The sequence below is a fragment of the Actinomadura sp. NPDC023710 genome, from assembly GCF_040639875.1.
Taxonomy (GTDB): domain Bacteria; phylum Actinomycetota; class Actinomycetes; order Streptosporangiales; family Streptosporangiaceae; genus Spirillospora; species Spirillospora citrea.
On sequence record NZ_JBFAGB010000018.1, the window covers coordinates 123,437 to 145,249 of the forward strand.

Sequence of the window (21,813 nt, forward strand, 5' to 3'; positions counted from 1 at the left end):
GAAAAACCGGCACCGGCGGGACGTGAGCGGCTACGGTGTCCCCTGCGGAACGGGTGGGGGATTTCAGGACATGGCGGGCCTGGGCGGTTTCTTTCGGCGTGATCGGCTGACGGGGCAGGTGGCCGTCGGGCTCACCGGCGTGCTGATCATCGCCGCCGTCGTCTACGGGGTGGGCGTCGCGAGCGCCAAGTACCGGATCGCCGACGTCGGCGCCTGGCTCACCGCGCGGGACAAGGGCCTCGTCGTGCACGTCAACGGGCCCGCGGCCAAGGTGGACGGCAAGACCGGCGTGCCCCCGCAGATGCGCGGCCACGACATCAAGATCATTCAGGACGGCGCCACCGTGCTGATCGTCGACCGGGACACCGGCGTCGTCAGCCGCCTCGACCCCGCCCAGCTGGACGTCGGCGCGAGCCGCCCGCTGGGCCGCGGCATCCAGGTCCTCGCGGGTGCCGGCAAGGCCTACACGGTCGACTCCGTCAAGGGCGTCCTCCAGCAGATCGACCCGGTCGGCCTGACGCCGGTCGGCGCGCCCGCCACCCTCCCGCCCGTCCTCGGGCAGGCGGGCATCGACGCGCGGGGCGCCCTGTGGGTGCCGGTGGCGCGGGACGGGCAGGTCGCGGCGTTCGGGGACGGCCGTTCCCGGCCGCCGGTCCGCGTCGGCGGACCGGGGGACGACCTCGCGCTCACCATGGCCGCGGGCGACCCGGTCGTCGTGAACTCGACGAACGCCACCGCCACGGTCATCAAGCAGTCCGGGACGCGGCTGACCGTCGGACTGCCCGCGACCGTCCGGCAGGCGGGCCGCGGCGGCGTGCTCGCCCCGCCCGCCACCGAGGGCAAGACCGTCCCGCTGCTGGTGCCCGGCGCGGGGTCGCTGGTGACCGTCGACACCGACACCGGGCGGTACTCCAGCACGCGGCTCGCCATGCCGAAGCACCGGTACCGGCCGCCGCACATGCTCGGGTCCAGGGTCTACATCCCCGACGAGACGGCCGGGTCCCTGCTCGTGTACGACGCGGCGGGCAACCGGTTCGAGGCGCCGGTCCCGATCAGCGGGCGGCCCGCCAGGCTGGACGTCTTCGTCCGCGACGGCCTGCTGTGGGCGAACGACCCGGCCGGCCCGCGCGCCGTCGTGATCGACGGGCAGGGCGTCGGCAAGGGCATCGACAAGTACCGGGACAAGGTCGCGGGCGGCCCGGTGCGCCGCGCCATCCCGCAGCCCGGCGGCGGCGCCGCCCCGCCGCCGCGGACCGCCCCGCAGGACCCCCGCCGACCGCGCCCCGGCGAACCGCCCGGCGCGCCGCTGAACGTGTCGGTCACGCCCGGGGCGGGCACGATGCGGATCGACTTCCAGCCCTCGGACGGCGAGGGGATCATCGGGTACGCGCTGAAGGACGTCCCGCCCGGCCTCGCGGCGCGCCCGGCCGCGATCGCGCCGGGCGCCGGGCCCTTCACGTTCACCGTCACCGGCGGCGACTGCGCCCGCGAGTACCGCTTCCGCGTCGCCGTCCGCTACCGGGACGGCCGGGGACGGACCCGCGAGCAGGTGTCGGCGCCCAGTGATCCCGCCCGCCCGTGCGTGACGCCCGGCGCGCCGACCGGCCTCCAGGCGCAGGCCACCGCGTCCGGGACGAAGGTCTCCTGGACGGCCCCGCCCGGCGCGTCCGCCTACCGGATCGGCTGGGACGGCCCGGTCAGGGGGACCCGGACGGTGCCCGCCGCGACGGGCTCGGCCATGACCGCGACGCTCGGGGAGGTGTGGACGAACGGGCCCTACACCTTCACCGTCGCCGCCGTGAACGGCGCGGGCACGGGCGCGGACGCGACGCTCGACGCCAGGCTCACCGGACCCGCGACCAGGTACCCGGTGGAACGCAACGGGAACTCCAACGCCTACATCCGGGCCACGGCCGACGCCAACGGCGGCACGACCGTCGCCACCATGAACGACAACAACGGCGAACTCGTCGTCGTGCACTGCCAGAAGAAGGGCGTGTACTACAGGCACCCCAAGGACTCCAGCCTCGCCGGCGACATGTACGCCGACATCACGTGGAGCGGCAAGACCGGCTACCTCATCGGTTACCTGGTCAACACGCCGGGCGACTGGAGGAACTTCGCGGGGCCGGCGGTCTGGACGTGCGAGCCCTGACCCCCGGCCCCTCCACGAGGGTCACGGCTGGGTGCGCTTCTTCGCCTTGCCGACGCAGGCGGGCGCCGACCACGCCACGTCCGGCGCCTGGCCCTGGTTGAGGCGCAGCACCGCGCCGACCTTGAAGCAGTGGGTCGTGTTCGGCCGCAGGCCCGGCATGGTCGCCGACTGCGACCCCGCCTTCACCGACGTGATCGGCCGGGTCCCGGCGGGCTGCTGCTGGACGAGGAGCGGCAGCCCGCGCGCGGCGGGCGGCAGCGTCCAGAGGAGCGCCGCCGTCCGCCCGACCTGTCGCGCGACCACCTTGCGCGGCCGGGTCGCGGCGAGCTGCGAGGCCGGGATCGGCGCCTGCGGAGCCTGGGTGGCCTGCCCCTGCGGGACGGTCTGGGTCTGGGACGGCGGCGTCGACGTCGCGGCGGTCCCGCCCTTGCCGTCGCCGCCCCCCGACAGCGCGAGCGCCCCGATGCCGAGGGCCAGCCCGCCGGCGAGCACGATTCCGGCCACGACGATCAGGCCGCGCCGGGGCCCGTCGTGCGGCCGGTCCCAGGTGGTCTGGTGCGGGCCCGCCTGCGGCGTCGTGTGCGGCGTCGTGGAGGAGCCGCTCGCGCGCTGGTCGCCGGCCTGGGGCGCCGGGGCCGGGGGCCAGGCGGCCTCCGGGGCGGGCGGCGGGCCCTCCTGGGGGAGCACCGCTTCCGGGGCCTGCGACGGGAGGGCGTTGGGCGCCCACGGCGACGGCGGCGGCTTCGGCGCGGCGACGGGCGCCGGAGCCGGAGCCGGCGGTGCGACGGCGGGCGGGGAAGGCGCCTGCGCGGTCGGTGCCGGCGCGGGCACCGGCGGAGCGGAGGTGTCGGGGAACGTGAGGCGCGGGCCGGCGTCCGGCGCCGCCAGCGCGCCGCGGCTGCTGTGCGCGACGTCCGTCACCGGCAGCCCCAGCTCGGCCTGCACGCGCTGGAGCGCCTGCGCGAACTCCACGGCGCTCGCGAACCGCTCGTCGGGCGTCTTGGCCATCGAGCGCACGATGACGTCGGTGACCTGCCGCGGGACGTCGGGGCGCGGGATCGGCGGCGGCGGGTCGTTCAGGATCCGCAGCATCAGCGGCGCGATGCCCTCGCGGGGCGGACCCTTGAACGCGGGCCGCCCGGACAGCAGCTGGTAGAGCGTCGAGCCGAGCGAGTAGAGGTCGGACCCGATGCCCGGCGGCCTGCCCTCCAGCACCTCGGGGGCGGCGTGGTGCGGGGTGAAGGCCTGCGTGTGGGTGGCGTCGAAGCTGTCGACCAGGCGGGCGATGCCGAAGTCGGCGAGCGCGGGCTCCCCGTACCGCGACAGCAGCACGTTCTGCGGCTTGACGTCCCGGTGCAGGACGTCGGTCTCATGCGTGGCGGCGAGCGCGCCCGCCATCTTCACCCCGATCCGCAGCACCTCGGCGAACGCCAGAGGCCCCTCCCGCGCGAGCCGGTCGGTGAGCGCGCCGTGCTCGAAGTACTCCATCACGATGTAGGGGCGCCCGGACCGGGTGGTGCCGGTGTCGAGCACGGTCACGATGTTCGGGTGTCCGGAGAGCCGCCCGGTGATCTTGCACTCGCGCTGGAACCGCCGCATCGCCGCGTCGTCGACCGCGCTGATCGACAGGACCTTCAGCGCGACCATCCGGTCCAGGCGCTCCTGGTGGGCGCGGTAGACGACGCTGAAGCCGCCCTCGCCGACCTGCTCCAGCACCCGGTAGCCCGGAACGTCCTCGGTCATGGGTCGGGGGTTCCCTCTCGGTCGCTCGTCTCGTCCGGGGCGCGGCGGGGCGCGGTCATTCGATGCGGCGCGGCCCGGGGCGGTTCCCCGAGGGCAACAGCGTAGTACGGGGAGGAAACGGGCGTGGCTGCTCTCGCCGGGAAGGCCCGGCCCGACCGCCCCGGCGTCTCGTATGGAAATGAGATGACATTTCCATACGGCCGGTTAATCGTTGTGCCAATTGCGCTCCGGTGCCGCCCCTCTCCGTCCTAACCTCGGTGTTCGCGACGAAGGAACTGCCCCAGAGGGAGTGGCCCGCCGTGACGGACGATGTCATGACGAATCCGTACAAGGAAACACCGCCGGCAGAATCGGCTTATGGCGACCTTGTGCGGATGGCGTATTTCGTTCTACCGGGACGGGGAAAGCGCGTCTACCGGCTGGCGATCGCCCGCCGGATCGTGGACTCCACCGCGCGCGGCGCCCGCGACCGCTCCGCCGCCGGGCACGCCCGGCGCCGCACCCGCGTGCTGCGCCGGTCGCTGCGCCCGTCCCGCCGCCTGCAGATCGGCCTCGGCCCGTGGCTGCGCGCGCTCCCCGCCCGCCTGCCCGACCCGGCGCTGACCGCGGCGCTGTCCAGGCTCGACCCCCACGTCCGCGTCGCCTACGTCCTGCGGAACGTGGAGGGGATGCCCCGCTACGCCGTCCGCGACCAGCTGATCGAGCTGCGGGTGCGCGACCCCTGGCCGGTGATCCGCGCCGCCGAGGCCGTCGAGGTGCCCGTGCCCCGCCGCGCCGACCGGTTCGAGCCGGAGCTGCTGCGCCCCGTCCGCACCCGCTCGATGCTCCCGCTCGCGGCCGCGGCCTTCCTCACCGCCGCGCTGGTCGGCGCGCTCCTGGTGACCGAACGGGAGGGCCCGCGCGAGGCGTCGGCCCGCGGTCTCGGCCTCGTCGCGGCGGCGCCGGACGCCTGGACGCGCGGCGCCCGCTCCCTCGACGTCTGGCCCGCCCGCGGCGAGCTCGCCGGCGACCGGGCGTTCGGCCGGCGCGCCGCCGCCGCGTGGGCGGCCGCCCCCGGGGGCCGCCGCCCCGACAGCGGCGTCGCGCAGCTCCTGTACGCCGGCCGGGTGGACGGCGCGCCGCTCGCCGTGATGCGCAGCGGCGCACGCCTGGCCCGCTACGTCTCCGGCCGCGTGGACGTCGCCGCGATCGGCGCCGACCCGTCCGCGCCGATCGCCCTCGGCGGCGGCCGCTACCTCCTCGCGCCCTGGGACGCCCGGCCGGAATCCCTCGCCGGGGGGCGGCTCGCCACGTACGGCGGCGTGACGGCGCCCGTCCGCCCCGGCACCGACTGCGGCCGCGGCCCGCTCTTCCACCTCGGCCCGCGGACGGTCGGCGACCTCGGCGGCTCGCGGGCCGCCGTCCTCGGCTACCGCGCCCCGGACCGCAGGCCGGGCGGCCCCGACCGTCCGGCCGCGCTCGGCCGCACCGCCCGGTCGTTCTGGAAGAGGCTGGCCTGCGCCATCCCCGCGCCCTCGCGGCCCGTCTCCGCGGCGATGGCGTTCGACTTCTGGTCGGGGACGCTGCCGCACGGCGGGAAGAGCGCCGACTGGACCTGCACCCGGCTGGCGTACGCCGACGGCGGCGCCGCCGCCTTCGCGACCCTGCTCGGGGCGGAGAACCGCGCCACGGGCGCCTGCGACGTCCGGCGCCCGGTCAGCGGGACGTGGTGGCGCGCCCCGTCGGACCGCTGGTACTACCTGGCCGCGGCGGGACGCGGTCTCGTCCCGCACGCCGAGGGGGTTCAGGATCCGGCGACGCGCGACCGCCTCCTCACCGCCAGGGGCGCCCCCGGAACGCCCGTGATCCTCACCGCCCGTTAGGGCGGGTCTGGTCAGCACCCGCTTACCTCGATCGGGCACACTGGAGGGGGAACCGAACGAGATTCAGGGAGTCGCAGATGGGCAACGGGCCGCTCTCCGGAGTACGGGTGATCGAGCTGGCCGGGATCGGGCCGGGGCCGTTCGCGGCGATGCTGCTGGCCGACCTCGGCGCCGACGTGATCCGCGTCGACCGCGCCTCCGCCGTCCGCGACGGCGAGACCGCCGGCGGCACCGACTTCACCAACCGCGGCAAGCGGTCGATCGCCATCGACCTCAAGAGCGAGCGCGGCAAGGAGGTCGTCCTCCGCCTGGTGGAGAAGTCCGACGTCCTGCTCGAAGGTTTCCGCCCCGGCGTCACCGAGCGCCTCGGCATCGGCCCCGACGACTGCCTGGCCCGCAACCCCCGCCTGGTCTACGGGCGGATGACCGGCTGGGGGCAGCAGGGGCCGCTGGCGCACACCGCGGGCCACGACGTCGGGTACATCGCGATCACCGGCGCCCTGCACGCCATCGGCCGCGCGGGCGGGCCGCCCCAGGTCCCGATGAACCTGCTCGGCGACTTCGCGGGCGGCAGCATGTACCTCGTCACCGGCGTCCTCGCGGCGCTGCTCGAAACGCGGGCGAACGGGCGGGGCCAGGTCGTCGACGCCGCCATCGTGGACGGCACCGCCCACCTGTCCACCTTCATCCACGGCTTCCTCGCGGGCGGCATCTGGGAGGACCGCCGCGGCGTCAACATGCTCGACACCGGCGCCCCCTGGTACGACGTCTACGAGACCTCCGACGGCCGCCACATGGCCGTCGGCGCCATCGAGCCGCAGTTCTACGCCGAGTTCCTCCGCCGTCTCGGCCTCGACGGGGAGGACCTCCCCGCCCAGTACGACCGCGACCGGTGGCCGGCCATGCGCGAGCGCTTCGCCGCCGCCTTCCGCACGAGGACCCGCGACGAGTGGACGGAGGTCTTCGTCCCCAGCGACGCCTGCGTGGCCCCCGTCCTGTCGATGACCGAGGCCGCCGAGCATCCCTTCAACACATCCCGCGAGGTCTTCCCCGACCTCGCCGGCCACCGCCAGCCCGCCCCGGCCCCCCGCTTCTCCCGGACCCCGGCCGAGACCGACGGCGTCCCCGTCCTTCCCGGCGGCCAGACCAGGGCCGTCCTGGAGGACCTGGGCTTCGACGACGCCGAGACCCTCCTCAAGGAAGGCGCCGTGGCCCAGGCCTGACCGGGACGGGTGGCCGTGCCCGCCGCGGGCACGGCCACCGGAGCGCCTCAGACGGCGCGCTTCTCATGGCGGGTGCCGCGGCGGAGGGTGACGGACATGATGTCGCTCGGGGCGTCCAGTTCCAGGCGGTGCCAGCGGCCCCGGGGAACGACGACGGCCGTGCCTGCGGGCAGCGGCACCATCTCCTCCTCGCCGCCGGGCTCCTCGGCACGGAAGTAGATCCGCAGAGCGCCGGACAGGCAGCACACCGCCTCCTCCGCGGCCGGGTGCGCCTCCCAGTGGTCGGCGTGGACGTCCTCGTCGGTCTCGACGTGGAACGCCGCGATCTGCCAGCCGCCGTCGTCGTCGGTCATGCGGCGCTCGGCCGCGCGGACCGCGCCGTCCGGGTGGAAGGTGAGGGCGGAGGCGAACATGTCGATCGGGTTCATGAGGGTGTTCCTTCCAGTCGGTTTTCCCTGGGTGCGGGGGAGGGCGCGGCGGCCGTCCCGCGGCGGGGGAGGGCCACGGCGACCGCGGCCGCGATGAGGAAGAGGGCGGCGGAGACGGCGAGGCTCAGGGCGTAGCCGTCGTTCAGCGCGGGCCCGGTCGCGGCGCCGCCGGTGCGGTGGGCGGCGACGGTCGCCAGGGCCGCCAGGCCGATGCAGCCGCCGAGCTGGCGGGAGCTGTTGAGCAGGCCCGAGGCCGTGCCCGCCTCGCGGGGGGCGACGCCGGTGGTGGCGGCGACCGCGACCGGGGCGAGGACGAGGCCGGTACCGACGCTGCAGAGCAGGGACGGTCCGAGGACGTCGGTGAGGAAGCCCCCGCCGGGGCTGATGAGGGCGAACCAGCCGAGCCCCGCGGCGGCGAGCAGGCCGCCCGGGATGAGCGCCGCGCGCGGCGAGCGGGCCGAGGTGATCCGGGTGGCGGCCACGGTCCCGGCCACCAGCCCCGCGGAGAACGGCAGGAACGCGGCGCCCGTCTCGGCCGCCCCCATGTGCAGGACCTGCTGCATGTAGAGGGACACGAAGTAGAAGGCGGAGAACTGGCCCGCGGCGGCGAAGAACACGATCAGGTTCGCCCCGGCCACCCAGCGTCCGCGCAGCAGGCCGAGCCGGATGAGCGGGGCCGGCGACCTGGACTCGGCGAACACGAACGCCGCGAGGAGGACCGTCGCCGCGACCAGGGTGGCGAGGGTCGCCGTGGAGGTCCAGCCGCGGGTGTCGGTGCGGACGACGCCGAACACCAGGAGCCCGATGCCGCCGGTGGCGAGCACCGCGCCGAGCACGTCCGCCCGCTCCCGCACGGCGGCCCGCGCCGCGGGGACCCCCGCCGGGACGAGGGCCAGGGCGGCCGCGACGATCGGCAGGTTGACCAGCATCACCCAGCGCCAGCCCGCGTACTCGGTCAGGAGGCCGCCGGCGAGGACGCCGAGCGCGCCGCCCGCGGCGTTCACCGCGCTCCACACGCCGAGCGCCCGGACGCGGGCACGGCCCTCGAACGTGGTCGTCAGCAGCGCGAGCGCCGCCGGGGCGACGGCCGCGGCGCCGACGCCCTGCCCGGCCCGGGCGGCGACGAGCTGCCAGGGCGCCTGGGCCAGGCCGCCGCCGAGCGAGCAGAGGCCGAAGACCGCGAGCCCGAGGACGAACAGCCGGCGCCGCCCGTACAGGTCGCCGGCCCGGCCGCCGAGCAGCAGGAAGCCGCCGAAGGTGAGCGCGTAGACGTGCACGACCCAGGCCAGGTCGACCGGGGCGAAGCCGAGGGACGTGCGGATCGCGGGCAGCGCGACGTTGACCACCGCCATGTCCAGGGCGACGACGAACTGGGCGACGCACGCGGCCGCCAGCACCACCCCTGGTCTCGATTTTCTGTACATGTATAAAAACCTACTCGGAGTCGCGTCCGCCTGTCCAGCCGGGGGTGCGCGCATGCGCGATGATGGGGGGATGGCGTCCCCAGAGCGGCGGGGCGGCGGCAGGCCGCCCCGCATCTCCCGCGCGGAGATCATCGAGACCGCCCGCCGGATCGTGGACGAGGAGGGGGCCGGCAGGCTGACCATGCGGCGGCTGGCCAAGGAGGTCGGGAGCACGCCGATGGCGCTCTACCATCACGTGCGCGACAAGGAGGAACTCCTGCTCCTGCTGCTGGAGGACTTCGCCGCCCGGACGCTGCGCAGGCCCGAACTGCCCCGCGATCCCCGCGAGCGGGTCGTCGTGCTGGCCGCGACCCTCCGCGAGACGCTGGCCGCCTGCCCGTGGATCGTGGAGGTGCTCACCGCCGACGACCTGATGGCGGAGGAGGCGCTCTGGTACAACGAGCGGATCGTGGACGCCCTGATGGAATGCGGCCTCACCATCGAGCAGGCCGTCCACGGCTACCGGGCGGTCTGGTACTACACGGCGGGGGAGATGCTCGTGCGGGCCGCGTCCGCCCGCAGGCGCGCCGACGACGACCGGCCCACCTACCGCGACCGGGTCTTCGCCGACCTCGACCCGGCGGAGCTGCCGCGGCTGGCGTCCCTGTCGGGCCGCTGGGCGACGCTGACCGCGCAGGACACCTACCTCGACGGCCTGCGCGCGCTCGTCGACGGACTCACCCGCGCATGAGGCCGCAGGCCACGCGCCCGCGCGCCGAGCCGATTGTGAATCGGCTGACAATTCCCTCGCGGTAACCGGCGGCCATTCCACAAGACTGCGCCGGAAAGCGGTCGTACCTTGTGGGCACTCCACCCCGATCAACACGACGACCAGAAGGCCGGACACCGGCCCTGTTCGGCGTGCCCGCATTAGGGAGATGCCCATGCGTTCCAAACGACTCCGCTCTTGGGCGGTCATCGCCGCGGCGGTCCCCGTCGCTCTCGGCCTGGCCGGGACGGTCGCGCCCGCCGCGCACGCCGAGACGAGCCCGGAAGGGGCGAACGACTGGAACTGCAAGCCCTCGTTCTTCCACCCCCGCCCCGTGGTCCTCGTGCACGGGACGTTCGAGAACATGGCGTTCAACTGGCAGAAGCTCTCCCCGGCGCTGAAGAAGGCCGGGTACTGCGTCTACGCCCTCAACTACGGCGGGCCGAAGGACGGCCCCATTCAGGGGATCAACGACATTCCCACGTCGGCCGGTGAGCTGTCGGCCTTCGTCGACAAGGTCACGGCCTCCACCGGGGCGTCCAAGGTCGACATCGTCGGGCACTCGCAGGGCGGCATGATGCCCCGGTACTACATGAAGTTCCTCGGCGGGGCCGCGAAGGTCAACAAGCTGGTCGGCATCGTGCCGTCCAACCACGGCACCAACATGTCCGGGCTGGTGGAGCTGGGCAGCCTGCTCGGCATCACGCAGGCGGTCGTGAAGGCCGCGCCGTCGGCGGGCCAGCAGATCGTCGGCTCGGACTTCCTGAAGAAGCTGAACGAGGGCGGCGACACCGTGCCCGGCCCGACCTACATCGTGCTGTCCACCAAGTACGACGAGGTCGTCACGCCCTACACCTCGGAGTTCCTCAACGGCTCCAACGCGCAGAACGTCCTGCTGCAGGACAAGTGCGCGAACGACGCCAACGCGCACGTCGGCATCGCCTTCGACCCGGTGATGATCAAGTTCGTGCTGAACTCGCTCGACGTCTGGGGCCCGTACTGGCCCATCGACTGCGCGAAGCCCCTCGGCTGACCCGGAGACGGCGGCGCCCGGCGGCCTCCCCTTTCACCGCCGGGCGCCGCCGCGCGGCGGCCGGTCTCACAGCCCGAGGCGCTTGGCGGCGATCTCGTTCATGATCTCGTTGGTGCCGCCGCCGATGCCGAGGATGCGGGCGTCGCGGTAGTGGCGCTCCACCTCCGACTCGCGCATGTAGCCCATCCCGCCGTGCAGCTGGACGGCCTCGTGCACGACGTGCTCGCAGGCGAGGACGGCGGTGTTCTTGGCGTAGGCGGTCTCGGTGAGGACGTCCTCCCCGGCGGCGTGCCGTTCGGCGACCGCGCGGGTGTAGGTGCGGGCGACGTCGGTCCGCCGCGCCATCTCGGCGATCTTGTGCCGGACGAGCTGCCGGGAGGCCAGCGGGCGCCCGAACGTCTCCCGGTCCCGGACCCAGGCCAGGGTGAGGTCCAGGCAGCGCTGCGCCGTCGCATAGGCCTGGACGGCCAGGGAGAGCCGCTCGGTCACGAAGTTCTGGACGATCTGCAGGAACCCGCTGTTCTCCGCGCCGACCAGGTTCTGCGCGGGGACGCGGACGCCGTCGAACGACAGCTCGGCGGTGTCGGAGCAGAGCCAGCCCATCTTGCGCAGTGGCTTCGAGACGGTGAACCCGGGGGCGCCCTTCTCCACGACCAGCAGGGAGATGCCGTCGAAGCCGGGCCCGCCCGTCCGCACCGCCGTGGTGACGAAGTCGGCCCGCACCCCCGAGGTGATGAACATCTTGGCGCCGTCGACGACGTAGTGCCCGCCGTCGCGGACGGCGGTCGTGCGGAGGCCCGCGACGTCCGACCCGGTGCCGGGCTCGGTGACGCCGAGCGCGCCGATCAGCTCCCCGGCGAGCGCCGGCCGCGCGAACCGGTCGATCAGCGCCTCGTCCCCGGAGGCGATGATGTGGGGGAGCGCGATCCCGTGCGTGAACAGGGAGGCCACCACGCCGCCCGACCCGCCGGACTGAATGATCTCCTCGGCGACGATCAGCGCGTCGAACAGCTCCCCGCCGGACCCGCCCGCCTCCTCCGGGAACCCGGCCCCGAGCAGTCCCGCCTCGGCGGCCCGGGCGTGCAGGGAGCGGGGCAGCTCGCCCGCGTCCTCCCAGCCGGCGAGGAACGGGACGATCTCCCGCGCGGTGAAGTCGCGGACCAGGGCGCGCAGCGCCGCGCGCTCCGGGGTCTGCCAGGGGTTCACCGCGCCTCCTCGTACAGAACGAGGTTCGGAATCTAGCAGGCGGCGCGTCACTCCCCGGCGCGCGGGTCCTCCAGGCCGGGCGGTGCGGGCAGGTCGTCCGCGGGTACGCCGGACAGCTCGCTGACGTGCCGGCGCAGCACGGCCCGCAGCCCGGCCGGGTCGGTGCCTTCGGGCTGCAGGACGGCGTGCGAGGACAGGCCGTCCACCAGCGCGTGCACCCGCGCGGCCTCCACCTCGACGTCCAGATCGGGGCGCAGGGCGCCGGCAAGGCGGGCCGCCCGCAGGACCCGCGCCGCGATGGAGCGCAGGTCGTCGTGCATCTCCCGGGCCAGCGGACGCAGCTCGGGCCGGGTGCGGGCGCCGACCACGAAGGCCAGCCACACCTCGGCCTCCTCGCGCCGCTCGGCGTCCAGCGGCAGCAGTTCGGCGAACAGCGCCTCCATGGCCGCCGCATGCTCGGCGGGCGGTGCGGCGGGGTCGGGGACGGCGAGCCGGCCCGCGCGCTGCCGCAGCCGTTCGCCGGCCCGCTCGGCGAACGTGCGCATCGCGAAGATCATGATGTCGGCCTGGCCACCGAAGTAGTGCCGGACCGATCCGATCGCCAGGCCCGCCTCGGCGGCGACGGAGCGCAGCGACGCCTGCTCCAGGCCGTCCCGGTGCACGACGCGGAAAACGGCCTCGGCCACCTCGCGGCGGCGGGCCTCGGGATCGACGATCTTCGGCACCGTCCTTTTATAGCACGTCCGTGCTACAGTCTTTTTTGGCACGACCGTGCCAAAGAAACTCGACGGAGGGGAAGGTCGACATGGACGAGGTGATGAACATCCTGCTGATCCGCTTTGCGATCATCGTCGCCGGGATCGCGCTGCTGGTCGTCGCGGTGTTCAGCGTGGCGATCATGCTCAGGCGCCACGGCCGGCTCGGCCGGGCCCGCGGCCTGGTCGAGCCGGCCCTGCGCGCCTGGGCCGACCGCCCGGCGGCCGGACCGGGGGCGGGCCGCGGCGGCCTCGGCGCGCGGCGGGGCGGCGGCCGGTCCGAACTCGGCCGGCTCGCCGCCCGCGGCGCACTGCACTACCTCGACCGGGCCGAGACCCGCGGGACCGGAGGGGACCGGTGACCCTCGCCGCCGACGACGGCGATGTGATCATCGACCTGCTGGTGGACCGGCTGATCAAGGGCGGGATCGTCCTGGCGGCCCTGATCGTGGTCGTGGTCGCCCTCACGATCGTCTACCGCAGGACCGGCCCGAAGGACCCGCGCTGAGGCGCGGGCCCTAGCCGAGGGCGTCGGCGACGGCGTCCGCCCACAGGGCGAGCCCGTCGTCGATCTGCTCCCCGGTGACGATCAGCGGCGGGATCATCCGGACGACGTTGCCGTACGCGCCGCAGGTCAGCAGGAGGAGCCCGCGCTCGGCGGCGGCCCCGTGCGCCCGCGCCGCCGCGGCGGCGTCGGGTTCGCCGTCCGGCGTGGTGAACTCGCTGGCCTGCATCAGCCCGAGCCCGCGCACGTCGCCGATCGCCGGATGGTCGGCGGCGACCTTGCGGAGCCCGTCGTTCAGCCGCGCGCCCTGCACGGCGGCGTTGCCGACCAGGTCCTCGTCGGCGATGACCTGCAGGGTGGCGAGCGCGGCGGCGCACGCGACCGCGTTGCCCCCGTACGTGCCGCCCTGCGACCCCGGGCGGGCCTTCTCCATCAGCGCCGCCGGCGCCGCGATGGCCGACAGCGGGAACCCGCTCGCCAGGCCCTTGGCCGTGATCAGGACGTCGGGGCGCGCGGCCGCGTGCTCGTGGCCCCAGAACCGGCCGGTCCGCCCGAACCCGGTCTGCACCTCGTCCACGATCAGCAGGATGCCGTGCCGGTCGGCGCGCTCGCGCAGTCCCTCCAGGAAGGCGGGCGGCGCGGGGATGTAGCCGCCCTCGCCGAGAACGGGCTCGACCACGAACGCGGCCGTGTCGGACGCGGGGCTCGCGGTGACGAGCAGGTAGTCGAGTTCGCGCAGCGCGAACCGCGTCGCCTCCTCCTCCGACCACCCGTACCGGTAGGCCTGCGGGAACGGCGCGATCGCGGCCCCCGGCATCAGCGGGCCGATCCCGGCGCGGAACTTCGTGCCCGCCGTGGTGAGCGCGGCGGCGCCCATCGTCCGGCCGTGGAAGGAGCCGTGGAAGACGACGATGTTCTGCCGGCCGGTGGCGTGCCGGGCCAGCCGGATGGACGCCTCGACCGCCTCGCTGCCGCTGTTGAGGAAGAACAGCGAGTCCAGGCCCTCCGGCAGCACCTCGCCGAGCGCCTCGGTCAGCCGCAGCAGCGGCCGGTGCATGACGGTCGTGTACTGGCCGTGGATGAGCGTGCCCACCTGCCGCTGCGCGGCCTCGACCACGCGCGGGTGGCAGTGGCCGGTGTTGGTGACGCCGATGCCCGCGGTGAAGTCCAGGTGACGGCGGCCCTCGGCGTCGTAGAGGTAGACGCCCTCGCCGCGCTCGGCGAGGACGGGGGTGGCCTGCTTGAGCAGGGGAGACAGCGTCGCCATGGACGTCCCTCCGGTAGATTGTCGACAATCTGCAATTTAGGTGACCCCGGGTCCGTTGTCCAGGGCCGGTGCCCCTGTGTGGCGGGGCCGGAAGCTAGGACTCGCGGAGCCGGTGGATGGAGTCGGTCATGTGCTCCTCGATGAGGGTGAGCAGGTGCTCCTCCTCCCCGTCGCCGATCGCGTCGACGAGCCTCCGGTGCTCCTCGACGAGGTCGGCGGGCTCGGGATAGGTGTCCTGCAGCGCGTTCAGGCACATGCGCGTCTCCACCAGCAGCGTGTGCGCCATCCGCTCCAGCCGCGGGCTGCCCGACGAGCTGACCAGCACCTCGTGGAACGCCTGGTCGGCGTCGCTCATCGCGACCCGGTCGCGCTCGCGGGCGGCGGCCACGAGCGCCTCCAGGGCCTCGGTGAGCCGGGCCACCGCCTCGCCCCGGTTCCGGTCCATGATCAGCCGGCAGGCCTCGCGTTCGATCGCGAGCCGGGCGAGGTAGACGTCCTCGACGTCCCCCTCGTCCAGCGTGATCACGAAGAGCCCGCGGTGCGGCTCGCTGACCAGCAGCCCCTCCTGGACGAGGCGCTGCATGGCCTCGCGCAGCGGTCCGCGGCTGATGCCGAGGCGCGCGGCGAGCTCGGCCTCGCCGAGCTGTGCGCCGGGCTCCAGCGACCCGTACATGATCGCCGAACGCAGCTCGTCCGAGACGATCTCCACCGTCGACCTGCGGGGAACAGGCTCCAGCTCACCCAGTCGGCCCATGCGCGGTTCCCTTTCGGCTTCTCATATCTGCCAGGTATCTCGCCCCTGCAGGGGCACGGCGGCGGGGACGGCGAACAGCCGGCCCAGCCCGGTGCGCGGCGGGAGCCCCTCGGGGCCGGACGCGAGCCGCAGCCCCTCCCAGACGCTCACCTGGTTGGCGGTCAGCACGGGCTTGCCGACCCGCGCCTCCAGCTCGTCGAGCCAGGACACGGTGTGCAGCGCGGTGTCGGGCACCAGCACCGCCTCGGCGTCCGGATGGTCGTTGGCCGCGACGAACTCCAGCACCTCGTCGCGGCCGAGGGTGCCGACCTCGGCGGCGGTGACGATGCCCCGGCAGGACAGCGCCACCACCTCGATGCCGGCGTGGGCGAGGAACGCGACGAACCGTTCGGCGACGTCGGCCGGATAGGTCGCGGCGACCGCGACCCGGGTCACGCCGAGGGCCCGCGCCGCGTGCACGAACGCGAACGACGTGCTGGAGGCGGGCACGCCCGCCGCCTCGCGGACGCCCGCGACCTGCTGCGCGGCGCCGTCCCAGCCGAACACGAAGCTCCCGCTGGTGCAGGCCCACACGGCGGCTTTTACGCCGAGGTCGCGCAGCGTGCGGGCGCCCTCGCCGAGCACGTCGGCGCCGCCGATGTCCAGCAGTGCGTCGACGCGGTGGGCGTCCTCGCGCATCAGCGTGTGCACGACCGGGAGGCTGACCTCTCCCAGGGCGCGCTCGATGGCGGGGTAGTCGTCCTCGGCGCTGTAGCCGGGGTAGAGGAACCCCGCGCGCAACCCGTTCTGTCGCATGTGGTCGACAATCCTACCTTTGGGGATCATGGCGGCTAGGCCGCCGTGAAGGGAGCGAGACTGACCAGGGACTGCCCGGGGCCGGACGCCGCTCGGCCCATGGCGCGCAGGGCCGAGCACATCGTCACCTGGTTGGCGGTCAGCACCGGCTTTCCGATCATCTGCTCCAGCGGGGCGATGATGTCGTAGGTCGGGACGTTCGTGCAGCTGATGAAGACGGCCTCGGCCTCGGGGCAGTCCACCGCCGACACCGCCGACACGATCTCGCCGTAGCCGACCTTCCAGATGTGGCTGAGCAGCCCCAGCCCGACCGAGGTGACCACCTCGATGCCGTGCTCGCCGAGGAACGACACGAGCCGCTCGGTGACGGCGTCGATGTAGGGCGTGACGACCGCGATGCGCCGGGCGCCGAGCAGCCCCAGCGACTCCACCAGCGCGCCCGAGGTCGTCGTCGAGACCGGCGCGCCGGCCTGCAGCATCGACTGGTGCAGCTGGAGCTCGCCCGCCCTGCCGCGGATGAAGCTGCCCGACGCGCACGCGTAGGCGACCGCCAGCGGCTCGGGGGCCAGGACGTCGCGGGTCGCCTGCCGGACGATCGACTGGTCCGACAGCGCGGAGGCCATCTCCACCGTGACCGGGACCGGCACGTACGGCAGCCGGGTCATGAACAGCGACACGTCGTCGGGCGTCCAGCGCCACAGTTCCCGGTCGAGGGCGAAGTCGAACGGAGCGACCACCCCGATGCCGTGCTGGGCGAGCAGCTCTGGTCCGACGACCAGCGAGGGGTCGAATGTCATCTGCGCGGCCGCCACTCTAGGACTCTGCGCGTGCGTAGAGGAGGCGCTCGCCGACGCCGCCGGACCGCCACACGTCGTTGCACGCCTCGGCCATCCGGTCCAGGCCGTCGACGATCGTCGCGTAGACGTTGCCGGGGACCCAGCCGACGTCCCCGTTCAGCAGCAGGTTGTTGCGGCCGTAGAAGATCGCGAGGTCGATGACGCCGGGCAGCGCGTGGATGTTCTTCTCCTCCTTGAACTTCCGGTCGAGCATCCCGCCCGGGAAGGAGAAGTAGACGACGTCACCCGGGATGGGGGTGACGGTGGGGTTCTCCAGACCGACCTCATCGTCGGAGAACCGCTCGACCATCGTGTACACCTCGTTGCGGGCGTACTTGGCGTGGTACGCCTCGCCTCCGAGCGGTAGAGCGTTCCAGACCGCTTCGCAGGTCCTCGGCGCGTCCTTCTCGAGAAGCTCCGCGACGCAGGTCACGCCGCGGCGCTCCAGAGTGATGGTCATGAGCTTGGGCATGCTGACCTCCCCGTGAACAGGGGTGGGCGAGAGCGTCGCCACCCGAAGGACTCTCCATGTTCGTGGGAGGACGTCCCCCCACACCCCCGACGGGGGCTGTTAGAGCGCTCTGGGATCCGTCCTGGCCCTGCTGGGCACGGGTTGCGACGGTCTTGCAGCACATATCCCATCGCGGTGGCCGGGGCCGCGGTCCACCGCGTTGATTGTTGACAATCCTACGAACGGTTCCTAGCGTGTCAATGCCTCCCGCCGTTGCCTTCTCGTAAACTCCGCACACCCCGGAAGTGACGCCGATGCACCCTGCTCAGCACGCATCCGCTGGCCCGCCTGACGTGGTGGTCCTGCTGGGCGACGTCGATCCGCGCGGTATGGAGGCGGCGGAGGGCCTCGCGCGCGTCCGTTACGTACGTGAAACAGAGCTGGCCCAGGCGCTTCCCGGCGCCGACGTCCTGTTCATGTGGGACTTCCTGTCGGACGCCCTGGCCGGCGCGTGGCCGGAGGCCGGCGGCCCCCGCTGGGTCCACATCGCCAGTGCCGGCGTCGACCGGCTCATGTTCCCCGGGCTCATCCACAGTGACACGGTTGTCACCAACTCGCGCGGCGTCTTCGACGAGCCGATCGCAGAATACGTCCTCGGGCTCGTGCTGGCCTTCGCCAAGGACCTGCACACCACCCTCCGGCTCCAGGGCGAGCGGCGCTGGCGGCACCGCGAGACCGAGCGGATCACCGGCGCCCGCGCGCTGGTCGTCGGCACCGGTCCGATCGGCCGCGCGATCGGCCGGCGGCTGTCGGCGGCGGGCCTGGCCGTCTCCGGCGCCGGGCGCACCGCCCGCGAGGCCGACCCCGACCTCGGCGTCGTCCACCCGATGGAGCGGCTGGCCGAGGCGCTCGCCGCCGCCGACTACGTCGTGCTGGCCGCGCCCCTCACCCCGCAGACCCGGGGCATGATCGACGCCGCTGCGCTGAAGCGGATGCGGCCGTCCGCGCGGCTGGTCAACGTCGGGCGCGGCGGACTGGTGGCCGAGGACGATCTCGTCGAGGCGCTGCGCGCGGGCCGGATCGCGGGCGCCGCGCTCGACGTCTTCGAGGACGAGCCGCTGAAGGCGTCCTCGCCGCTGTGGGAGATGCCGGGCGTCATCGTCTCCCCGCACATGTCCGGCGACGTGATCGGCTGGCGGGACGAGCTGGTCCGGCTGTTCGCCGACAACCTCGGCCGCTACGTGTCCGGCCGCCCCCTGCGCAACGTCGTGGACAAGCGCCTCGGGTACGTGGGCTCGGAGCGGGCGGCATCACACCAGAGGGGGTAGCCATGGCCGATGCGGCCGATCTGACCGCGACCGAACTGCTCGCGGAGTACCGGGCCGGGGCGCTGTCCCCGGTCGAGGCCGCCGGGGCCGTCCTCGCCCGGATCGAGCGGGACGACCCGGAGCTCAACGCGTTCTGCCTCCTCGACGAGGAGACCACCCTCGACATGGCGCGCGCCGCGACCGAGCGGTGGCGGCGCGGCGCGACGCTCGGGCCGCTGGACGGCGTGCCGGTCTCCATCAAGGACGTCCTGCTCACCCGCGGCTGGCCGACGCTGCGCGGCTCCAGGACGATCGACCCCGCCCGCCCCTGGGACGAGGACGCGCCGTCCGTCGCCCGCCTGCGCGAGCAGGGCGCGGTGTTCGTCGGCAAGACGACGACGCCGGAGTTCGCGTGGAAGGGCGTGACCGACAACCCGCTGACCGGCGTCACCCGCAACCCGTGGGACCCCTCCCGCACGCCGGGCGGGTCGAGCGGCGGCGCGGCGGCGGCGGTGGCGGCGGGCATGGCGCCGCTCGCCCTCGGCACCGACGGCGGCGGCTCGGTGCGCATCCCCGCCGCGTTCACCGGCACCTTCACGATCAAGCCGACGTACGGCCGCATCCCGCACTACCCGGCGAGCCCGTTCGGGACGCTCGCGCACACCGGCCCCATGACCAACACCGTGGCGGACGCGGCCCTGCTGCTCGACGCCGTCTGCGGGGCCGACGGCCGCGACTGGTCGGCGCTGCCGCCGCCGGACGTCGCGTTCGCCGAGGCCGGGGCCGCCGGCGCCGGGCGGGACGACCTGACCGGCCTGCGCGTCGCGTTCAGCCCCGACCTCGGGTTCGCGAAGGTCGATCCGGAGGTCGCGGCGCCGGTCGCGGCCGCCGTCGAGGTCTTCGCCGAGCTCGGCGCGAAGGTCGAGCGGGTCGACCCCGGCTTCGGGGACCCGGTCGAGGCGTTCGAGGTCCTGTGGTTCGCGGGCGCCGCCAAGGTCGTCGAGCACCTGTCGCCCGAGGAGCGCGGCCTGCTCGACCCGGGCCTGCGGGAGATCTGCGAGCAGGGCGCGCGGTACTCGGCGCTGGACTATCTGACGGCCACGGCCCGCCGCATGGAGCTCGGCCGGGTGATGGGCCTGTTCCACGAGCGCTACGACCTGCTGCTCACCCCGACGATGCCGATCGCCGCGTTCGAGGCCGGCCTGGAGGTCCCGCCGGGCTCGCCCTCCCCGCGCTGGACGGGCTGGACCCCGTTCACCTACCCGTTCAACATGACCCAGCAGCCCGCGGCGAGCCTGCCGTGCGGCTTCACCTCCCGCGGCCTGCCCGTCGGTCTCCAGGTCGTCGGCGCCCGGCACGCCGACGCCCTGGTGATGGCCGCGTGCGCCGCCTACGAGCGGGCGCGGCCGTGGAGGCGGTTCACGCGAAGGTGATGACCGCGCGGCCCCGGTGGGCGCCCTCGTCCATCGCCGCGAGGACGCCCGGGGCCTCGTCCAGCGTGACGGGGGTGACCTCGGGGACGATCCCGTGCGCCACCGCGAACGCGAGGGTGTCGCGCAGGTCGTGCGGGGAGCCCGACGGCACGCCCATCACGCGCAGCCGGCCGGCGACCAGGGCCATCGGCGGCACGCTCACGTTCTCGGCGCCCATGCCGAGGTAGAGCAGGGTCCCGTCCGGGCGCAGGCCGCCGAACGCGGCGAGCCCCGTCGCGGTGTCGGGCGCGGTGTTGACCACCAGGTCGGCGCCGCCCCATGCCCGCAGCGCCTCGGCCGGGTCCTGCTCGTCGGTCGCGACGAACAGGTCGGCGCCGAGGCCGAGGGCCTCCTTCTCGGCACGGCGCGACCGCGACACCACGGCGACGCGGGCGCCCATCGCGGCGGCGAACCGCTGGGCCATCGTCCCGACGCCGCCGGTGCCGAGCACGGCCACCTTCGACCCGGCGGCGGCCCCGGCCTGCCGGAGCCCGTTGAACGCGGTGAGGCCGGCGCACATCAGCGGCGCGCCGGCGACCGGGTCCAGGCCGTCCGGCAGCGGGGTGACGAACCCGGCGCGGCCGACGAAGTACTCGGTGTACCCGCCGTCGCGGTTGACGCCGGTGACCTGCTTCGGCGCGCCCGTGCACAGGATCTGGTCGCCGCGGGCGCACTGGTCGCAGTGGCCGCAGGACCCGTGCAGCCAGGCGGCGCCGACCGCGGTGCCGACCTCCGGCCAGCCGACGCCCTCGCCGAGCGCCGCGACGACGCCGCTGATCTCGTGTCCGGGGACGACGGGGAACGTTCCGAACGGGTAGTGGCCCCGCAGGTGGTTGACCTCGGAGAAGCACATCCCGCAGGCGGTGACCCGCACCAGGATCTCGCCGGGGCCGGGCCGGGGCTCCTCGCGCTCGACGATCTCCAGCGGCCCGCCCGGGGCAGTGAGCACGGCGCTGCGCATGGCGGCGCCCCCTCTCGTGTCGTGACGGCCGCACGGCCGTCCATAGCGTTGATATAAGAAAGATTATAGTCACGCTACAGGGCTCATGCTTAGCAACGATCCGGAAGTATCTGTAACATCGTTGTTGTGACTGCTCAGAAGGACCGCGCCACGCGGGACCGGATCGTGCGCGCGGCGGCGCGGCTGCTCACCGAGTCGGACGGCGAGCCCGTCTCGACGCGGGCCGTCTGCACCGCCGCCGGGGTCGGGGCGCCGACCCTCTACCACCACTTCGGCGACAAGCAGGGCCTGTTCGACGCCGTCGCGGCGCACGGGTTCGAGGAGTACCTGGCGAGCAAGCGCGCGCAGGGCAGCACCGGCGACCCCATCGAGGACCTGCGCCGCGGATGGGACCTGCACGTCGAGTACGGCGTCACCCACCCGGCGTTCTACACCCTGATGTACGGGACGTCCCGCACCCCCGCCGCCGCGGACGAGGCGCACCGCATCCTGCTCGGCCTGATCGAGGCCATCGCGCGCGCGGGACGGCTCCGGGTCCCCGTCGAGACCGCCGCGCGCGTCATCCACTCCGCCGGCGTCGGGGTGACCCTCACACTGATCGCGAGCCCCGCCGGCGAGGACGCGGACCGGGACACGTCCGTCCGGACGCGCGAGGCGGTCCTCGCGGCCGTCACCGTCGAGGACGCCGCCCAGGCCGACGCGCCCCCGCCCTCCCACGCGGTGGCCCCGAAGGCGGTGGCCTTGAAGGCCGCGCTGGCCGCCGCCCCGCCGCCCGCCCTGACCCCCTCGGAGGCGGCCCTGCTCAGCGAATGGCTGGACCGCGTCGCGGGCTAGCCGTGGCTCTGCGAGCGTCCTGCGGCGCGGTTCCGCCAGCGGTCGTCCGGTCGT

At 74.3% G+C, this 21,813-nt stretch carries 21 protein-coding genes; 10 read left to right on the top strand and 11 right to left on the bottom strand.

The window, feature by feature from the left end:
- Positions 1 to 70: 70 nt before the first annotated feature.
- Entirely contained in the window at positions 71 to 2,155 is a 2,085-nt protein-coding gene (locus tag AB0H37_RS22060) for a fibronectin type III domain-containing protein (RefSeq protein WP_360614766.1), read from the top strand.
- A 21-nt stretch (positions 2,156 to 2,176) separates the two neighbouring features.
- Here AB0H37_RS22060 and AB0H37_RS22065 read toward each other — a convergent pair whose 3' ends face one another.
- Positions 2,177 to 3,898, bottom strand: coding sequence for a serine/threonine-protein kinase (locus AB0H37_RS22065; RefSeq protein ID WP_360614768.1), 1,722 nt, complete (start codon positions 3,896 to 3,898; stop codon positions 2,177 to 2,179).
- A gap of 374 nt (positions 3,899 to 4,272) precedes the next feature.
- Between AB0H37_RS22065 and AB0H37_RS22070 the strand changes: the two genes are divergently transcribed.
- Positions 4,273 to 5,760, top strand: a complete 1,488-nt coding sequence (locus AB0H37_RS22070) for a hypothetical protein (protein WP_360614770.1) — start codon at positions 4,273 to 4,275, stop codon at positions 5,758 to 5,760.
- 77 nt (positions 5,761 to 5,837) lie between these two features.
- Positions 5,838 to 6,983 (top strand): CaiB/BaiF CoA-transferase family protein, encoded by a 1,146-nt coding sequence (locus tag AB0H37_RS22075; RefSeq protein ID WP_329088516.1) that lies wholly within the window; start codon positions 5,838 to 5,840, stop codon positions 6,981 to 6,983.
- Positions 6,984 to 7,030: 47 nt separating this feature from the next.
- Here AB0H37_RS22075 and AB0H37_RS22080 read toward each other — a convergent pair whose 3' ends face one another.
- Positions 7,031 to 7,411 (bottom strand): cupin domain-containing protein, encoded by a 381-nt coding sequence (locus AB0H37_RS22080; RefSeq protein ID WP_360614772.1) that lies wholly within the window; start codon positions 7,409 to 7,411, stop codon positions 7,031 to 7,033.
- On the bottom strand, positions 7,408 to 8,835 hold the full coding sequence (locus AB0H37_RS22085) for an MFS transporter (protein ID WP_360614774.1): 1,428 nt from the start codon (positions 8,833 to 8,835) through the stop codon (positions 7,408 to 7,410). The genes AB0H37_RS22080 and AB0H37_RS22085 overlap by 4 nt, the downstream gene beginning before the upstream one ends.
- A gap of 70 nt (positions 8,836 to 8,905) precedes the next feature.
- Here AB0H37_RS22085 and AB0H37_RS22090 point away from each other — a divergent pair, with 70 nt between their 5' ends.
- Positions 8,906 to 9,565 (top strand): TetR/AcrR family transcriptional regulator, encoded by a 660-nt coding sequence (locus AB0H37_RS22090; protein WP_179836051.1) that lies wholly within the window; start codon positions 8,906 to 8,908, stop codon positions 9,563 to 9,565.
- 193 nt (positions 9,566 to 9,758) lie between these two features.
- A complete protein-coding gene (locus tag AB0H37_RS22095) occupies positions 9,759 to 10,616 on the top strand; it encodes an alpha/beta fold hydrolase (RefSeq protein WP_360614776.1) in 858 nt (285 codons plus the stop codon).
- A gap of 66 nt (positions 10,617 to 10,682) precedes the next feature.
- Here AB0H37_RS22095 and AB0H37_RS22100 read toward each other — a convergent pair whose 3' ends face one another.
- Together AB0H37_RS22100 and AB0H37_RS22105 are read right to left on the bottom strand one after the other, a co-directional pair.
- Complete coding sequence (locus AB0H37_RS22100) at positions 10,683 to 11,822, bottom strand: acyl-CoA dehydrogenase family protein (RefSeq protein ID WP_360614778.1); 1,140 nt, start codon at positions 11,820 to 11,822, stop codon at positions 10,683 to 10,685.
- 47 nt (positions 11,823 to 11,869) lie between these two features.
- Entirely contained in the window at positions 11,870 to 12,547 is a 678-nt protein-coding gene (locus tag AB0H37_RS22105) for a TetR family transcriptional regulator C-terminal domain-containing protein (RefSeq protein WP_360614780.1), read from the bottom strand.
- 80 nt (positions 12,548 to 12,627) lie between these two features.
- Between AB0H37_RS22105 and AB0H37_RS22110 the strand changes: the two genes are divergently transcribed.
- Together AB0H37_RS22110 and AB0H37_RS22115 are read left to right on the top strand one after the other, a co-directional pair.
- Complete coding sequence (locus AB0H37_RS22110) at positions 12,628 to 12,939, top strand: hypothetical protein (RefSeq protein WP_329088533.1); 312 nt, start codon at positions 12,628 to 12,630, stop codon at positions 12,937 to 12,939.
- Complete coding sequence (locus AB0H37_RS22115; protein ID WP_329088535.1) at positions 12,936 to 13,085, top strand: hypothetical protein; 150 nt, start codon at positions 12,936 to 12,938, stop codon at positions 13,083 to 13,085. The genes AB0H37_RS22110 and AB0H37_RS22115 overlap by 4 nt, the downstream gene beginning before the upstream one ends.
- Before the next feature lie 10 nt (positions 13,086 to 13,095).
- Here the strand turns inward: AB0H37_RS22115 and AB0H37_RS22120 are convergent, their stop codons facing one another.
- The 5 genes from AB0H37_RS22120 to AB0H37_RS22140 form a co-directional block, all read right to left on the bottom strand.
- Positions 13,096 to 14,349 (bottom strand): aminotransferase class III-fold pyridoxal phosphate-dependent enzyme, encoded by a 1,254-nt coding sequence (locus AB0H37_RS22120; protein ID WP_179836045.1) that lies wholly within the window; start codon positions 14,347 to 14,349, stop codon positions 13,096 to 13,098.
- 94 nt (positions 14,350 to 14,443) lie between these two features.
- Positions 14,444 to 15,103 carry a GntR family transcriptional regulator gene (locus tag AB0H37_RS22125; RefSeq protein ID WP_329088538.1) on the bottom strand — a complete coding sequence of 220 codons (660 nt, stop codon included), beginning with the start codon at positions 15,101 to 15,103 and terminating at the stop codon, positions 14,444 to 14,446.
- A 21-nt stretch (positions 15,104 to 15,124) separates the two neighbouring features.
- Positions 15,125 to 15,898 carry an aspartate/glutamate racemase family protein gene (locus AB0H37_RS22130; RefSeq protein WP_179836043.1) on the bottom strand — a complete coding sequence of 258 codons (774 nt, stop codon included), beginning with the start codon at positions 15,896 to 15,898 and terminating at the stop codon, positions 15,125 to 15,127.
- 35 nt (positions 15,899 to 15,933) lie between these two features.
- The gene (locus AB0H37_RS22135) at positions 15,934 to 16,695 is read right to left on the bottom strand and encodes an Asp/Glu racemase (protein WP_179836042.1); all 762 of its coding nucleotides are present in this window, start codon (positions 16,693 to 16,695) and stop codon (positions 15,934 to 15,936) included.
- 16 nt (positions 16,696 to 16,711) lie between these two features.
- Positions 16,712 to 17,194: a DUF3830 family protein gene (locus AB0H37_RS22140; RefSeq protein ID WP_218936144.1), complete on the bottom strand. Its 483-nt coding sequence runs from the start codon at positions 17,192 to 17,194 to the stop codon at positions 16,712 to 16,714.
- Between the two features lie 380 nt (positions 17,195 to 17,574).
- On the opposite strand from AB0H37_RS22140, the gene AB0H37_RS22145 reads away from it, so the two are divergent.
- Positions 17,575 to 18,513 (top strand): D-2-hydroxyacid dehydrogenase, encoded by a 939-nt coding sequence (locus AB0H37_RS22145; protein WP_360614822.1) that lies wholly within the window; start codon positions 17,575 to 17,577, stop codon positions 18,511 to 18,513.
- Positions 18,514 to 18,515: 2 nt separating this feature from the next.
- A complete protein-coding gene (locus tag AB0H37_RS22150) occupies positions 18,516 to 19,925 on the top strand; it encodes an amidase (protein WP_360614784.1) in 1,410 nt (469 codons plus the stop codon).
- Here AB0H37_RS22150 and AB0H37_RS22155 read toward each other — a convergent pair.
- On the bottom strand, positions 19,912 to 20,925 hold the full coding sequence (locus tag AB0H37_RS22155; protein ID WP_329088544.1) for an alcohol dehydrogenase catalytic domain-containing protein: 1,014 nt from the start codon (positions 20,923 to 20,925) through the stop codon (positions 19,912 to 19,914). The two genes, AB0H37_RS22150 and AB0H37_RS22155, sit on opposite strands and share 14 nt — an antisense overlap.
- Positions 20,926 to 21,051: 126 nt before the next feature.
- On the opposite strand from AB0H37_RS22155, the gene AB0H37_RS22160 reads away from it, so the two are divergent.
- A complete protein-coding gene (locus AB0H37_RS22160; protein ID WP_329088546.1) occupies positions 21,052 to 21,759 on the top strand; it encodes a TetR/AcrR family transcriptional regulator in 708 nt (235 codons plus the stop codon).
- Positions 21,760 to 21,813: the final 54 nt, after the last annotated feature.